The organism is Streptomyces sp. B3I8 (assembly GCF_030816915.1).
Classification (GTDB): Bacteria; Actinomycetota; Actinomycetes; order Streptomycetales; family Streptomycetaceae; genus Streptomyces.
Window position 1 is genome coordinate 4,085,168 of sequence record NZ_JAUSYN010000002.1, and the last position, 13,235, is coordinate 4,098,402.

Here is a 13,235-nt window from a genome sequence, read left to right on the forward strand (position 1 = left end):
GTCGTTCGTCGTACGGCGGAAGAGGAAGGGAAGTCAGTGCAGGGAGCGGCGCAGCAGGCCGCTCATGGTGATCCGGTCGCCGCGGAAGCGGATGAACTCCAGGTCGACGGGCCGGCCGTCGGCGAGGTGGGTCAGCCGTTCCAGCATCAGGACGGCCGCGCCGCGCGGAGCCTGGAGCACGGCGGCGGAGTGGGCGTCCGCGTTCACCGCCTCCAGGGTGATCTCGGCGTGACCGAGCGGCTGCCCGGTCACAACCTCCAGGAGCCGGAACACGTCGGTGTGTTCCAGGTCCGCGCCGAGCAGGGAGGTGCCGATGTCGAGGGGGATGTAGGTGAGGTCGAGGGAGAGCGGGAGGCCGCCCAGTCGGCGCAGGCGTTCGATGTAGAGGACGTCGGCGCCGGACGGGAGGCGGAGCCGCTCGGCCACCGGGGCGGGCGCCGGGGCGGGGCCCACGGTGCGGACCTCGTTGGTGACGTCGCCGTGTTCACGCAGGGTTTCCGCGAGGCCCATCAGCCGGTCCAGTCCGTGGGGGTACTTGCGCGCCACGACGACGGTGCCGACACCGGGGAGCCGGTCCACCAGGCCCTCGGCGCGCAGCAGATCCAGGGCCTGGCGGACGGTGTTGCGGGATGCGGCGTACTCGGCGCCGAGGGTGGCCTCGTGGGGGAGGGTGCCGGTGGGGAAGGCGCCGGTCAGGATCTGCCGGCGCAGCAGGTCGGCGAGCTGCCGCGCCCGGTCCGCGCGCAGCCGGCGCCGGCGGGCGGCGACGGTGGTCGCGCCCTGGCCGGCGTGGTCCCGGAGGCGATCGGTGGGTGGCATGCGGGGAACCCTACTGAAACAGTGGGGTATGGGGTGTTGCTGAAGTGTTGCGCCATCTGGGAGAGCGTCAGATCACGGTCGACCTGGGGGTTCGCGGGGAAGGGGGTGAGATGCGCCACCTCAGAGCGCCCCCGGAACCACCTTCCCCGACACCTCGCCGAGTCCCACCCGGGCCCCGTCCGGACCGGGGGCCCAGGCCGTGAGGGTGACCTCGTCGCCGTCCTGGAGGAACGTGCGGTCGCCCCCGGGCAGTTCCAGCGGGTCCCGGCCGTTCCAGGTCAGCTCCAGCAGCGAGCCCCGCTCGCGCGCGCCGGGCCCGCTGACCGTCCCCGACCCGTACAGGTCGCCCGTGCGCAGCGAGGCCCCGTTCACCGTCATGTGAGCGAGCTGCTGCGCGGCCGTCCAGTACATCGTGGCGAACGGCGGTTCGGACACCACGTGGCCGTTGACCGCGACGGACAGTCGCAGGTCGTAGCCGCCGGGGCCCTCGTCGGTGCCGGAGTCGTCGAGATACGGCAGCAGCGGGTGGGTGCGCTCGGGCGGGGTCACCCGTGCCTCCTCCAGGGCGTCCAGCGGGGTGATCCACGCCGACACCGACGTGGCGAAGGACTTGCCGAGGAACGGGCCGAGCGGCACGTACTCCCAGGCCTGGACGTCCCGGGCCGACCAGTCGTTGAGCAGGCACAGCCCGAACACGTGGTCGCGGAAGGCGGACAGCGGCACGGGCCGGCCCAGCGGCGAGGGCGTGCCGACGACGAAGCCGACCTCCGCCTCGATGTCCAGCCGCACCGAAGGCCCGAACGCCGGTTCGGGGTCGGTCGGTGCCTTGCGCTGTCCGGACGGCCGTACGACCTCCGTGCCGGACACCACGACCGTGCCCGCCCGCCCGTGGTAACCGATGGGCAGGTGCTTCCAGTTCGGGGTGAGGGAGTCGGCCGCGTCCGGGCGGAAGATCTGCCCGACGTTCCGCGCGTGATGCTCGGAGGAGTAGAAGTCGACGTAGTCCGCGACCTCGAACGGCAGATGCAGCCGCACCTCGGACAGCGGGTGCAGCAGCGCGGCGACCGCCTCCCGGTGGGAGGGGACGGTGACCCACGCGGTCAGCGCGCGCCGGACGTCGGACCAGGCGGTGCGGCCCGCCGCCAGCAGCGGGTTCAGCGTCGGCCGGGCCAGCAGCGACGCGTACGGCGAACCGAGTGCGAGGGCCGCCGCGCCCGCGTCGAGCACATGGTCGCCGAGCCGGACGCCCACCGTCCGCGCGGTGCCGCCGGGCGGGGTGAAGACGCCGTAGGGAAGGTTGTGCGGGCCGAAGGGGTCGCCCTCGGGGACGTCGAACGGGGGCATGCGGTGCTGCCTCGCTTTCGTGCGCGCCGGGCGGGGACGCGGTTCCCCGCTGGTGACGGGCGGACGCGTTCCCGGTGGTCGGGCCACACGTTACGGCCGAGTCGCCCGCCATGGGCAGTACGCGTGGGGGGTGTTGGCTGACGGCGTAGGCGCCGTGCGCCAACTGTCGCTGTCGGGCCGGTCGTTGCACACGAGAAAGCGGACGTCGTCCGGTTCGGGGCGGGTCGGTGGGGCCCGACATCCGTATTCTCTGATCATGGCCGCACCCACCGCATATGCCCTCATCGCCACTGACCTGGACGGAACGCTGCTGCGCGGCGACGACACGCTCTCCGACCGGTCCCTCGCCGCCCTCGCGCGGGTGGCCGCCGCCGGGGCGACGCACCTGGTGGTGACGGGCCGGCCGGCGCCGAGGGTGCGCCCGCTCCTGGAGGACCTGGGCGGCGAGGGGCTCGCGGTGTGCGGGCAGGGCGCACAGTTGTACGACGCCGGCGCGGACCGGCTGCTGTGGTCCGTCACGCTGGACCGGGAGCTGGCCGAGACCGCGCTCGGCAAGGTGGAGGCCGAGGTCGGCGAGGTGTACGCGGCCGTCGACCAGGACGGGGCGGACGGGCTGACGCTGATCGAGCCCGGCTACCTCATGCCGCACCCCACGCTGCCCGCCGTACGGGTCGACCGGCGCGACGACCTGTGGGCCGAGCCGATCAGCAAGGTGCTGCTGCGCCACCCCTTCCTGTCCGACGACGAACTGGCGGCGGCGGCCCGGGGGGCGGTCGGTTCGCTGGCCACGGTCACCATGTCCGGGCCCGGGACCGTCGAACTCCAGCCATGTGGCGTGACGAAGGCGACGGGGCTGGCGCTGGCGGCCGAGCGGCTGGGGCTTTCCCCGGCCCGGACCCTCGCCTTCGGGGACATGCCCAACGACATCCCCATGTTCGACTGGGCGGCCCGCGGGGTGGCCATGGCCAACGCCCATCCCGAACTCAAGGCGGTCGCCGACGAGGTCACGGCGTCGAACGAGGACGACGGCATCGCCGTCGTCCTCGAACGCCTCTTCCCGGCCGGGGCGTGAGCCCAGGACCAGGGTCAGCCCCCGGTCAAGGCGTCAGTCACCTGTTCCAGGCGTCGACCCCCGAACCAGGTGCGGAGCCCCCGGGTCGGGTAGGGGCACGGGCAGGTATGGGCACCGGGTCGGGTGCGGGGGCCCGTCCGGGCGGTCGGCCCGGTTCAGTACGCGCCGTACACGTTGTCGATCGAGCCGTACCGCGCGGCCGCGTAGTTGCAGGACGCCGTGATGTTGGCGATCGGGTCGAACGGGTCGAACGAGGTGCCGGGCACGTGGTAGGCGAGGAACGTCGGGTCGATGATCTGGAGCAGTCCCTTGGACGGGGTGCCCGCCAGGGCGTTGGAGTCCCAGTTGTTCACGGCGAGCGGGTTGCCTGACGACTCCCGCATGATGTTGCGCTGGATGCCGTCGTAGCTGCCGGGGATGCCGTTCTGCGCCATGATCGACAGCGACTGCTGGATCCAGCCGTCGAGGTTGTTGGCGTAGGTGGCCGTGGTGGCGGTCGTCGTCGCCGCGGTCGTCGTCGTGGCGGCGGTGGGCGTGGCCGCGGAGGCCTGGGTGGCGCCGAACAGCGGGAGCGCGAGGGCGGCGGCACCGGTGCCGGCGGCGATCAGGGCGCGGGCGGGCAGGCGGAAGCCGGGCAGGGCGAAGCGGGACATGGCGGATTTCCTCTCCGTCGCCTGCGAGGTGAGCTGTCGGGTTCGGGCTGGGAGGTGCCCGGCCGGCCCACGCACGCGGGACCGGCTTCACCCCTAGCCGTGCCGGGACTTGGCCCCGGACCGGCGACTTACCTGGGTCCCCCGCTCCTGCCGTGCGAGATGGGTGAATGGGTGCTCCGGACGGCGGCAGGACTCGGCGTTCCACCCGGATCGGGGAGGAAGCTATGCGAGAGAACCTGTGAGGAACAAGTGACGAAAACGAGGTTCTATCCGGTTGATCTTTTGCTGGGCGTTTTGGGATGTTGATCCTTTGTGCGCCACCCGGCTCAACTGGGCGTCCGGGTAAGGGGAATGTGAGATTCCGGAGCAGTGCGTCCCGCGAGGTGTGCGCGTGACCCAACTCACTGAGGGCGTGAGACGGACGTATGGTGCGGAATAGGCTCAATGTTCGCAAGTCGTCCGCGCGGGGAATGTCCGTGTCGTCCGGACGATGCCCGGGGGATCCGCCCGGGGGGCCGCCGTGATGTGGATCATGCATAAGTCCGTACATGACCGTGCGTATCACCCGATCACGAACATGCCGTCTCTGATCCGGTACGTCCCGGCCTGGAACCATGGGCGCTCGTGGTGATCGAAACATGACCGGATACGCTGACTTGAGTGAGGGCAGCGACCTATCGACAAACCGTGTAACCGTCGCCAGACACCAGCAGACAGGAGACCCCTCGTGACCGTCGTCGGGCCATTCGGGCTGAGCGTGCGGGACCAGGCTCTGGAAGCCGATGTCCAGGTGGGTCTGACGGCTGTCGAGGAGGGCCTGCTCGAAGCCACCAAGAGCGGGGTCCCCTTCATCACGGAGGCCGCACAGCATCTCGTCCGCGCGGGCGGGAAGCGGTTCCGGCCGCTGCTGGTGATGCTGGCGGCGCAGTTCGGCGACCCGTACGCGCCGGGGATCGTGCCCTCGGCGGTCGTCGTCGAGCTCACTCATCTCGCCACGCTCTACCACGACGACGTCATGGACGAGGCCGAGGTGCGGCGCGGGGTGGACAGCGCCAACACCCGCTGGGGCAACTCGGTCGCGGTCCTCACCGGCGACTTCCTCTTCTCCCGCGCCTCCCACATGCTGGCCGACCTCGGCCCCGAGGCGGTCCGGATCCAGGCGGAGGCGTTCGAACGGCTGGTCACCGGGCAGATCCTGGAGACCGCCGGGCCGCGCGACGGCCGGGACCCCGTCGACCACTACCTCGACGTGCTGGCCGGCAAGACCGGCTCCCTGGTCGCGGTGGCCTGTCGGTTCGGCGCGATGATGTCCGGCGCCGACGAGACGGTCGTGGACGTGCTCACGCAGTACGGAGAGCGGCTCGGCGTCGCCTTCCAGCTCGCCGACGACGTACTCGACATCGCCTCCGACTCCCGCGAGTCCGGCAAGACGCCGGGCACCGACCTGCGCGAGGGCATCCCCACCCTGCCGGTGCTGCGGCTGCGCGAGCAGGCCGAGCGGCTCGGGCTGCCGGCGGACGTGGCCCTGTGCGAGCTGCTCGACTCCGACCTGAGCGACGACGCCCGTCTCGACGAGGCCCTGGACCAGCTGCGGGAACACCCCGCCCTCGAGCAGGCGCGGCGGGACACGGTGCGGTACGCGGAGGACGCGCGGTCGGCGCTGGCCCCGCTGCCGGAGTGCGCGGCGAAGACGGCGCTGACGGAGATGTGCGAACTGGTGGTCCACCGGGCCGGGTGACACCCCGGAACCTCCACCCCACGACCCGCCTCTTCGCCCTGTCCTCCCCTCCCTTTCGCATCTCACGGGCCCTTCCCCCTACGGGAGGGTGGACGATCTCCACCCGCGTGTCATACCGCAGGAGTACGCGGAGTTGGACCCGGGGGTTGACGCCTCGTCGCGGACTTTTTGGTCATATGGAGAGGACCACCTCCCCGGACTTCGGGTGACAATGGCGGCACGGGGTGGGAAGTCTTGGCTCGAGCGTGAACCGGGAGCCGAGGGGAGCGAGAGCACGGCAGGCCGCCGCCGACGACGGAGGTAAGGCACACATGGCACCGTACGGAACCGACGACATCACCCCCGGTGCGACCCCGGGCGGGAACACGGGTGGCAGCGCGGGCGGGGCGCGGCGCAAGGCCTCGCGGTACGTCGTCCCCGCCGCGGTGGTGGGGGTGACGGCGGCGACCATCGGGCTCGTCCCGGCGCTCGCCGACTCCGGTGACCCCGACCTGCCGAAGATCAGCGCGCAGAAGCTCGTCGAGAAGGTCGCCGCGTCGCACGTGGACCAGCTTTCCGGCACCTTCAAGATCACCACCGATCTGGGTCTGCCGGACCTGGGCGGCCTGGAGAGCGGCCTGCTCTCCGGTGCCTCGTCCCAGGGCGGCTCCACCGCCGACCCCTCCGCCAGGCTGACGGAGCTGGCGAGCGGCACGCACACCCTGCGTGTGGCGATGGACGGGCCGGACAGGCACAAGCTGTCCATCGTCGAGAAGGCGGCCGAGTACAGCGTCATCCACAACGGCGACGAGGTGTGGGCGTACGACAGCGCGTCCAACCAGGCCTTCCACGCCCAGGAACCGGGCGGCGCGACCCACGACGGCCACGGGAAGAAGGGCGGCGGGCACCACGGCCCCGGGGGCGACGACACGTCACTCACCCCCAAGGACCTCGCGCAGCAGGTCCTGAAGGCCGCCGACGGCACGACGTCCGTCACGGTCGACGGCACCGTCCGCGTCGCCGGTCGGGACGCCTACAAGCTGCTGGTCAAGCCGGAGAAGTCCGGTTCGACGATCGGTGCGGTCAGCATCGCGGTGGACGCGCGCACCGGGATGCCGCTGAAGTTCACGCTCACCCCCGCCTCGGGCGGCGCGGCCGTGGTGGACGCGGGCTTCACCAAGGTCAGCTTCGACCGGCCGGCCGCGTCGACGTTCGACTTCACCCCGCCCAAGGGCACCAAGGTCACCGAGGAGGACGACGCGGAGAAGGCGGCGCCGCACAAGGGTGCGGGCGGCATGCCGGGCGCGGGCCTGCCCGGCCTCGGCGCTTTCGGCGACCTCGGCGGCGCGGACGGCGCGGGTGGCGCCAGGACGATCGGCGAGGGCTGGTCTGCGATAGCCGAGTTCGGCGGTGACGAGAGCATGCCCTCCGGCTCCTCGCACGGCTCGGGTTCGGCCGACGACAGTGCTGCCTCCGGCCTCCTCGGCTCCTTCGGGGACAAGGTGAGCGGCAAGTTCGGCTCGGGCACGGTCTACTCGACCCGCCTGGTCAACGCGCTGATGACCGAGGACGGCAAGGTGTACGTGGGCGCGGTCACCAAGGACGCGCTGGTGAAGGCGGCCGACGCGGCCAAGTAGGTGCCGGGTCCGCCCCGGCGGACGGCAGGGCCACGAGTGGGGGAGCGCATGGAGGAACCGTCCGCGGAGGACACGGCGCAACCGTCCACGACGTCCCGGTCCACGGCGGAGCCGTCCCCGGCCGCAGGTGACGGGGCCGGGGACGAGGCCGGGGCCGAGGTCGGTTCCGAGGTCGGGGCGGTCATCGCCACCCGTGCGCTCACCAAGCGGTACCGCGGCGGACAGCTCGCCGTGGACGGTCTCGACCTGACCGTCCCGGCGGGCAGCGTCTTCGGCTTCCTCGGGCCCAACGGTTCCGGCAAGACCACCACGATCCGCATGCTGATGGGTCTCATCGAGCCGACCTCCGGCACGGCGCACGTGCTCGGCCGGCCCATGCCCCGCGCGGGCCGTGCCGTCCTCCCGCACGTCGGCGCGCTCATCGAGGGCCCGGCGCTGTACGGCTTCCTCTCCGGGCGCGACAACCTCCTGCGCTACGACGACGCCGACCCCACCGCCGACCCCCGCACCCGGCGGGCCCGGGTCGGGGCCGCCCTGGACCGGGTCGGGCTGACCGCGGCCGCCGGCAAGAAGGCGAGGGCGTACTCGCTCGGCATGAAGCAGCGGCTCGGCCTCGCCGCGGCCCTGCTCCGGCCGCGACGGCTGCTCGTCCTGGACGAGCCGACCAACGGCCTCGACCCGCAGGGCATGCGTGAGATCCGCACCCTGGTCAGGGAGTTGGCCTGCGACGGCACCACCGTCTTCCTCTCCTCCCACCTGCTGGACGAGATCGAGCAGGTCTGCACCCACGTGGCCGTGATGGCCGGGGGCCGGCTCCTGACCCAGGGCACGGTGGCCGAACTGGCGGCCGGCGCGCGGGGACGGCTGGTCGTGACCACCCCGGACGCGGCGAACGCGGTGGACGCGGCCCGGGTACTGAAGGAACAGGGCGTGGACGACGTCGTACTGGCCGAGGACCGGGTCACCGTCACCGGAGAACCCCCGGAGGGCGAACTCGCCGACCTCAACGCGGCCTTGGTGACGGCGGGGGTGCGCGTGCGGGGCTTCGCCGTGGAACGGGCCTCGCTGGAGGACACGTTCGTGGCTCTGACGGGGGAGGGCTTCGATGTCGCGGGCTGAGGCGTCGGGCACGGGCACGGGCACGGGGACTGCGACGGGGACGGCGGCGGCCGCGCCGGTGCCGGAGTCGGCTGCCGCTGCCGTGCGCCGGCCGCGTCCGCTGTGGTCCCTCGGGCTGTTCCGCAGCGAGCTGGGCCTCACCTTCCGCCGCTGGCGCACGCTCGCGCTGCTGGGGGTGCTGGTCGCGGTGCCGGTGCTCGTCGGTGTCGCCGTGAAGATCGAGACGAGCGACGGCTCCTCCGCCGGCGGGGGCGAGGGCGGCCCGGCGTTCCTCGCGCAGATCACCAACAACGGCCTGTTCCTGGTGTTCACCGCGCTCGCCGCGACGCTCCCCTTCTTCCTGCCGATGGCCGTCGGCGTCGTCGCGGGCGACGCCCTCGCCGGCGAGGCGAACGCCGGCACCCTGCGTTACCTCCTGGTCGCGCCGGCCGGCCGCACCCGGCTGCTGCTCGCCAAGTACGCGACGGTACTGACGTTCTGCCTGGCCGCGACCCTGGCGGTGGCGGTCTCGGCACTCGCGGTCGGTGCCCTGCTGTTCCCCCTGGGCGAGCTGACGACCATCTCCGGCACCCGCATAGGCTTCGGCGACGGACTCCTGCGGGCATTGCTCATCGCGGTGGTCGTGGCCGCCTCCCTGGTCGGAGTGGCGACGCTCGGTCTGTTCGTCTCCACGCTCACCAACAGCGGCATCGCGGCGATGGCGACGACGGTCGGGCTCCTGATCACCGTGCAGATCCTCGACCAGATACCCCAACTGCACGCGATGCGGCCGTACCTCTTCTCCCACTACTGGCTGTCCTTCGCGGACCTGATGCGGGACCCCGTCTACTGGGACGACCTGCTCCGCGACCTCGGCCTCCAGGCCCTGTACGGCGCGGTGTTCGGCTCGGCCGCCTGGGCCCGCTTCACGGCGAAGGACATCACCGCCTGAGCGGTGTCCGCACGTCCGCAGCGTCCGCGATGTGGTGGGACATGTCGGCCAGGGGCGCCCCGGCGGCGGCCGGGTGGGTCGCGGCGACGTCCGCGGCCGTACGGAGGAAGGCGGCGAGTTCCCGGTCGTCGCGGTCCGCGGGCCAGACGGCGAGCAGGGTGGTGCGGCGGTTCTCGACGGGCACGGTGAGCAGGCCATGGCCGAGACGCCGGGCGACCGACTCCGGCAGGAGGGCGATCATGCGGCCCAGGGCGATCAGCTCGGCGATCTGACCGGTGTCCGTGATGAGAGGCCCCTCGCCGGGCGACCGCGCGGACCACCGAGGGAAGACCTCGCCGACGAGATCGGACATGCGCAGGCAGGAGGCGCCGGCCAGACGGTGTGTGCGCGGCAGGACCGCCACCTCGCGCTCGGTCAGCAACTCCTCGGTGTCCAGACCGGCGAGATCGTCCTGGGGCAGGCGCAGCAGTGCGAGGTCCGCGGTGCCGTCGCGCAGCAGGGCTGTCTCCCCGCCGATCCCGCAGAGGAGCACTTCGACCTCGACGTCGGCCCCGACGGTGTCGGCGTCGGGACGGTCGGCGAAACGGGCGAGTACGGAGGGCAGCAGCCCGCCGTCGCCGCCCGGCTTCATCGCGACGGTGAGGCGCCGGGGGGCCCGTCCGGCACGTCGGGTCGCGTTCTCCGCCGCCGTCAGGGCGGCCAGGGCCTTGCGTCCCTCTTCGAGAAGGGTTTCTCCGGGGCGGGTCAGGAGGACCTGGCGGCTGGTGCGGTCCAGCAGCCGAACGCCGAGCCGGCGCTCGAGCCGTTGCATCGCGCGGGACAGTGACGGCTGGGAGATGCCGAGCCGGTCGGCGGCACGGCTGAAGTTGCGTTCCTCGGCCACGGCCACGAAGTAGGCCAGCGCGCGCGAATCCATACCCTCAGGGTATGGGAGGGAGGCCCGGCGGGTGTTGGTCGCGCGCCTGCCGGGTGGTTGGGTGAGGCCGCGTCGACCGTCGGCCCCGGCGAGGGGCGGTCGACGCTTCCCGGCGGTCGGCGAGGTCAGGAGTACGGGCACATGGGCAAGGGCGACCGGAACACCCGGCGTATGCGTCTCTTCGTCGAAGAGGTGCAGAACAACGCGCGTCTCGAACTCATCGACGAACTCGTCAGTCCCTCCTTCCACAATCACAGCGCGGAACCGGGCCGAGGGGAGGACCGGGAAGGTGTCCGCGCGGCGGTCGCGGCACTGCACGCGGCCTTCTCGGATCTCCGTGTCGAGGTGAAACAGTGCGTCGGTGAGGGCGATCTGGTGGCGACGCACAAGGTGCTCCGCGGACGCCACACCGGCGAGTGGGCCGGCATCGCGCCGTCGGGCAGGCCGTTCGCACTCGAGGTGATGGACCTCGTCCGGTATCGCGACGGTCTGCAGGTCGAGCACTGGTCGGTCGCGGACGCGCTCGGGTTCCTGAGGCAGACCGGGGCTTTGCCCGGGGGCCGAGACCGGGACACCTCCGAAGGCTGAACCGGCGGTCAGCGGCGGGCGGGGGGCGGGCCGGGTGGGCCCGTCAGCCGGGCGAGGTGGTCGCACTCGCGCGGGGGGCGGCCGCTGAGGTCGTTGGTGCGCCAGGCTGTCACCCACGGCACGCGGTAGACGTCGATCGCCGCCTCGACGGCCTTGACCCGCTGGGCGAGCGGGCGCGGCAGCCGGCCCGGTGCGTCCGCGACGAGGACGACGGCGTCGAGGTCGAGGCCGGGCGGCGCGTCGCCCCGGCGGAAGATGTCGAGGGTGTTCGCCACGGCCTCCAGCCCCGTGGCGTGCGTACGGCCGACGAGGAGGACCGACGGGGGTTCGCCGTGGTCGGGCCGGGGCCAGGCCCGACCGGTGTCGTGACCGCCGAAGACCGCGGCGAGCGTGGTGACACCGGCCCCGCCGTGCGTCGCCACCCAACTGAAACGCCGGGGACTCGCCGTCGCGGGCGGTACACCGGGACGCGCCGGTGACGCCGCGTACGCCGGAGCCGCCGGATACGTCGGGGGCACCGTGTCGCCCACCGGTCCGCGGAGCCAGATGTCCGGTCCGCCGGGGGGCTGCCCGGTGCCTCCCGGACCGCCGGTTCCCCGCCCTGCGGCTGGCTGCATCGACTGCCTCCTCCTCGTCGGACCGGTGGATGCCACGGCGCCGCGGGGCACCCGGATTCGGGCACGAGTTCTTGGGACGAAAATGTCACGTCCCGGTGACGCCAGGCGCGGAAAACAAGCGCGAGACTCAACACCGTACGCGAACGGGGATCTTGCGGACGAGGGAGCGTACGGTTCCCGGCAGTCTCCACGACCCCCTCCCCGCGCACCTCCGCCGAACGACCCGAGTGAGGAACGATGTCTCGACTCCACCGCGAACACAAGCGGAGCCGCTCCACAGCGGGGGCCGTCTCCACGGCGCACACCGGCGCCGGACCGACCCCGATCGAGGTCCGGGTGCCGGTGCCGACGCAGCGGGAACCGGAGCGTGGGCCGGGCGGGGGCGCGACGGTCGGCGGTATGCCGGTGGTCGCGGGCACGGGGGAGTCGGTCCAGGAGGCCGTACTGAACCATCTGCACCGCCTCACCCTCGCCGCCGGGCATCCCGTCCTCGCGACGGTGCGCGACGAACGCATCGGTTACGTGATCCCGCTGCGGATCCACGTGGACGGGTCGAGCACGTACGCGGGACAGCCGGAGCGGTTCGAGGCCGTCGTGCCGACCTCCGTCCGGACGGACGCGGGGCAGGCGGCGCCGGCGGCGCAGGCGGGGACGCAGGCGGGGACGCGCGTCACGCCGCCGCCACCGCCCGGCGCGGCACCGGCGGCCACGCCGGAGCCCCGCCGCGACAGGCCGACCCGTGCGCTGCGGGCGGTCGAGGAGCGGACGGAGGAGCGGGCGGCTCAGCAGTCGGCGGAGCGGGCGCCGGATACCGCCGGTGCCCGGCACGGTCAGGAGGCGCGGCCGGGAGCGACGCCCGCCGGGCACACCGTGGCGACCTTCATGCTGCGGGCGGTTCCCGAGCAGCAGCCGCTGATCACGGTGACGCCCGGGCTCGCCCAGGACCTGTCCGCGGGCCCCACCGCCCCCACGACCGACGACGGAAACGGCCCGCGGCCCCCGGAGCCGGGCACCGTCCAGCCCCCGCGGGGGGAGTTCGGCCCCCCGCCGGTACTGCCGGCCCAGGTCCCGGTGCAGGAGCCCGCACCCGCCCCGGCCCCGGCCGCCGAGGCACCTGCCCCGACGCGGGCACCCGCCCCCACGCAGGCACCCACCCCCGCACAGGCGCCCACCCGCGCCCCGGCCTCCGATCCCGAATCCGACCCGGACTTCTACTCCGCTCCGGCCTGGAAGCCCACCCCCGCGCCGCGCACCGTGCCCGTGGAGGAGGTGAAGGAGCCGCCCGTGCGGGAGTTCGACTCCGTGGTCGACGTGGTGCTGGCGGCCGAGCCCGGCACTGTGCCCGGCACCCCCGACGGGCCGTTCACCGCCCCCATGGCGACCATCGGCGAGGCGGTGCGCAACGGGCGCATCGACGAGGCCGCGGCGCTCGCCGAGGAGACGGTCGCGGAGGCCTCCGGCACGCTCGGCGGCGAGCACCCGGAGGTGCTGCGGCTGCGCGAACTCAGCGCGTACGTCGCCTACCTGGCAGGGGACCCGCTCCGTTCGTTCCACCTCTCTCTGGAGCTCGCCCGGGTGCACCACCGGCTGGGGGACGCGCGCGCCGCGTACGGCAACGTGCAGAGCGCGGCCGCCGCCTGGCGCGCGGTGCGCGACCCGCTCCAGGGACTGCACCTGGGCCGCGACCTGCTCGGCACCTGGACCGAGCTCGCGGCGAACGAGGGTCCCGCCGCCGACGACCTGGAGCAGCTCCGGTCGGCGCGCAACCGCATGACCCGCCTCGCCGGACGCGCCCGCGCCCTCGCCGAGGAGCAGTAGACCG

The 13,235-nt window shown here is 73.1% G+C and carries 12 protein-coding genes and 1 riboswitch; of the genes, 7 read left to right on the top strand and 5 right to left on the bottom strand.

What is annotated here, in order from left to right; translation table 11 throughout:
* Window positions 1-33: 33 nt before the first annotated feature.
* Window positions 34-819, bottom strand: coding sequence for a GntR family transcriptional regulator (locus QFZ64_RS20295; protein WP_307067755.1), 786 nt, complete (start codon window positions 817-819; stop codon window positions 34-36).
* A gap of 120 nt (window positions 820-939) precedes the next feature.
* Window positions 940-2,163 (bottom strand): fumarylacetoacetase, encoded by a 1,224-nt coding sequence (gene fahA / locus QFZ64_RS20300; protein ID WP_307067756.1) that lies wholly within the window; start codon window positions 2,161-2,163, stop codon window positions 940-942.
* A 256-nt stretch (window positions 2,164-2,419) separates the two neighbouring features.
* Here fahA and QFZ64_RS20305 point away from each other — a divergent pair, with 256 nt between their 5' ends.
* Window positions 2,420-3,235, top strand: a complete 816-nt coding sequence (locus QFZ64_RS20305; protein ID WP_307067757.1) for an HAD family hydrolase — start codon at window positions 2,420-2,422, stop codon at window positions 3,233-3,235.
* Between the two features lie 155 nt (window positions 3,236-3,390).
* Here QFZ64_RS20305 and QFZ64_RS20310 read toward each other — a convergent pair whose 3' ends face one another.
* Window positions 3,391-3,888 carry a transglycosylase SLT domain-containing protein gene (locus QFZ64_RS20310; protein ID WP_307067759.1) on the bottom strand — a complete coding sequence of 166 codons (498 nt, stop codon included), beginning with the start codon at window positions 3,886-3,888 and terminating at the stop codon, window positions 3,391-3,393.
* 5 nt (window positions 3,889-3,893) lie between these two features.
* A riboswitch (cyclic di-AMP (ydaO/yuaA leader) is annotated at window positions 3,894-4,064 on the bottom strand.
* A 551-nt stretch (window positions 4,065-4,615) separates the two neighbouring features.
* On the opposite strand from QFZ64_RS20310, the gene QFZ64_RS20315 reads away from it, so the two are divergent.
* The 4 genes from QFZ64_RS20315 to QFZ64_RS20330 all read left to right on the top strand — a co-directional run bounded on the left by QFZ64_RS20315 (window position 4,616) and on the right by QFZ64_RS20330 (window position 9,292).
* Window positions 4,616-5,626, top strand: coding sequence for a polyprenyl synthetase family protein (locus QFZ64_RS20315; protein WP_307067761.1), 1,011 nt, complete (start codon window positions 4,616-4,618; stop codon window positions 5,624-5,626).
* Between the two features lie 311 nt (window positions 5,627-5,937).
* Window positions 5,938-7,242 carry a DUF2092 domain-containing protein gene (locus tag QFZ64_RS20320; RefSeq protein ID WP_307067763.1) on the top strand — a complete coding sequence of 435 codons (1,305 nt, stop codon included), beginning with the start codon at window positions 5,938-5,940 and terminating at the stop codon, window positions 7,240-7,242.
* A gap of 48 nt (window positions 7,243-7,290) precedes the next feature.
* A complete protein-coding gene (locus QFZ64_RS20325) occupies window positions 7,291-8,361 on the top strand; it encodes an ABC transporter ATP-binding protein (protein ID WP_307067765.1) in 1,071 nt (356 codons plus the stop codon).
* Window positions 8,348-9,292 (top strand): ABC transporter permease, encoded by a 945-nt coding sequence (locus tag QFZ64_RS20330; RefSeq protein ID WP_307067767.1) that lies wholly within the window; start codon window positions 8,348-8,350, stop codon window positions 9,290-9,292. Before QFZ64_RS20325 ends, QFZ64_RS20330 begins: the two co-directional genes overlap by 14 nt.
* Here QFZ64_RS20330 and QFZ64_RS20335 read toward each other — a convergent pair.
* A complete protein-coding gene (locus tag QFZ64_RS20335) occupies window positions 9,282-10,208 on the bottom strand; it encodes a LysR family transcriptional regulator (RefSeq protein ID WP_307067769.1) in 927 nt (308 codons plus the stop codon). The two genes, QFZ64_RS20330 and QFZ64_RS20335, sit on opposite strands and share 11 nt — an antisense overlap.
* 141 nt (window positions 10,209-10,349) lie before the next feature.
* Here QFZ64_RS20335 and QFZ64_RS20340 point away from each other — a divergent pair, with 141 nt between their 5' ends.
* Entirely contained in the window at window positions 10,350-10,796 is a 447-nt protein-coding gene (locus tag QFZ64_RS20340; RefSeq protein WP_307067771.1) for an ester cyclase, read from the top strand.
* Between the two features lie 8 nt (window positions 10,797-10,804).
* Here the strand turns inward: QFZ64_RS20340 and QFZ64_RS20345 are convergent, their stop codons facing one another.
* Window positions 10,805-11,413: a DUF6668 family protein gene (locus QFZ64_RS20345; protein ID WP_307067773.1), complete on the bottom strand. Its 609-nt coding sequence runs from the start codon at window positions 11,411-11,413 to the stop codon at window positions 10,805-10,807.
* Between the two features lie 237 nt (window positions 11,414-11,650).
* Here QFZ64_RS20345 and QFZ64_RS20350 point away from each other — a divergent pair, with 237 nt between their 5' ends.
* Window positions 11,651-13,231 (top strand): hypothetical protein, encoded by a 1,581-nt coding sequence (locus QFZ64_RS20350; RefSeq protein WP_307067775.1) that lies wholly within the window; start codon window positions 11,651-11,653, stop codon window positions 13,229-13,231.
* The last annotated feature ends 4 nt before the right edge of the window (window positions 13,232-13,235 follow it).

What these genes read in the sequence shown, in the direction of transcription:
- QFZ64_RS20295 (WP_307067755.1), bottom strand. Translation starts at nt 819, where the DNA reads ATGCCACCCACCGATCGCCTCCGGGACCACGCCGGCCAGGGCGCGACC.
- fahA (WP_307067756.1), bottom strand. Translation starts at nt 2,163, where the DNA reads ATGCCCCCGTTCGACGTCCCCGAGGGCGACCCCTTCGGCCCGCACAAC.
- QFZ64_RS20305 (WP_307067757.1), top strand. Translation starts at nt 2,420, where the DNA reads ATGGCCGCACCCACCGCATATGCCCTCATCGCCACTGACCTGGACGGA.
- QFZ64_RS20310 (WP_307067759.1), bottom strand. Translation starts at nt 3,888, where the DNA reads ATGTCCCGCTTCGCCCTGCCCGGCTTCCGCCTGCCCGCCCGCGCCCTG.
- QFZ64_RS20320 (WP_307067763.1), top strand. Translation starts at nt 5,938, where the DNA reads ATGGCACCGTACGGAACCGACGACATCACCCCCGGTGCGACCCCGGGC.
- QFZ64_RS20325 (WP_307067765.1), top strand. Translation starts at nt 7,291, where the DNA reads ATGGAGGAACCGTCCGCGGAGGACACGGCGCAACCGTCCACGACGTCC.
- QFZ64_RS20330 (WP_307067767.1), top strand. Translation starts at nt 8,348, where the DNA reads ATGTCGCGGGCTGAGGCGTCGGGCACGGGCACGGGCACGGGGACTGCG.
- QFZ64_RS20335 (WP_307067769.1), bottom strand. Translation starts at nt 10,208, where the DNA reads ATGGATTCGCGCGCGCTGGCCTACTTCGTGGCCGTGGCCGAGGAACGC.
- QFZ64_RS20340 (WP_307067771.1), top strand. Translation starts at nt 10,350, where the DNA reads ATGGGCAAGGGCGACCGGAACACCCGGCGTATGCGTCTCTTCGTCGAA.
- QFZ64_RS20345 (WP_307067773.1), bottom strand. Translation starts at nt 11,413, where the DNA reads ATGCAGCCAGCCGCAGGGCGGGGAACCGGCGGTCCGGGAGGCACCGGG.
- QFZ64_RS20350 (WP_307067775.1), top strand. Translation starts at nt 11,651, where the DNA reads ATGTCTCGACTCCACCGCGAACACAAGCGGAGCCGCTCCACAGCGGGG.